The organism is Actinomadura logoneensis (assembly GCF_003428695.1).
Classification (GTDB): Bacteria; Actinomycetota; Actinomycetes; order Streptosporangiales; family Streptosporangiaceae; genus Spirillospora; species Spirillospora logoneensis.
In genome coordinates, this window is sequence record NZ_QURH01000426.1 from 1 (window position 1) to 879 (window position 879).

Below are 879 nucleotides of genomic sequence, written 5' to 3' on the forward strand. Positions count from 1 at the left end.
AGCGCCTCGGCGACGGCGTCCAGCACGTCGCCGACCACGCGCGCGGCGGACGGGCCGGAGTCGGCCAGCGCGCGCAGGTCGGGCGCGCCGGCCGCGCCGGTGCCGGGGAACAGGAACGCGCAGACCTCGTCGGGTTCGAGTCGCGAGGGCCACAAGGGCGGGGCGGGGTTCACTCCGCACTCCTAACCGGGAAGGCACACTTCCACTTCTCGACGGACAAACACCACACAAGAACTTGATGTGGAAAGAGAACTGCGAAATGGGATTATTCACTCATGGAATCCGGGCGCCGACAAGGACCGTACGGCCCCGGTCTCGCGTGCGGTTCACCACAGACAGACCGCACGATCACCCCGAGTGAAAGGAAAAACTAGAACAAAGCAGAACAAATGCCGCGCCGCCCACGACCACCAGAATCCGGCCGCCCCACCGGCCGGACGAGGGAGAAAAAGACGTGACGATCCCGTACGCCATCCCGTACGCCATCCACGGCACCGGCGCCTACCTGCCCGAACAGCGCATCACCAGCGCCGAGGTCTCCGCCGCCCTCGGCCTCGACCCCGACTGGATCGAACGCCGCACCGGCATCCGCGCCCGGCACCGCGCCGCCCCCGACCAGGCCGCCTCCGACCTCGCCGCCCACGCCGCCCGCGACGCCCTCACCGCGGCCGGCATCGACGCCTCCGACCTCGCCCTCATCGTCCTCGGCACCTCCACCCCCGACGAACTCGGCCCCGCCACCGCCTGCCGCGTCCAGGCCCTGCTCGGCGCCCGCCGCGCCGCCGCGTTCGACGTCGCCGCCGCCTGCACCGGCTTCGTCCACGCCCTGCAGACCGCCGCCGCCCTGCTCACCGCGACCCCCGCCGCCCCCGCCCGCCA

1 pseudogene is annotated in these 879 nt (G+C 72.0%); it reads left to right on the forward strand.

The features are described from left to right. Positions 1-454: 454 nt before the first annotated feature. Positions 455-879, forward strand: a pseudogene (locus DZF91_RS23090) (3-oxoacyl-ACP synthase); the annotation flags it as partial.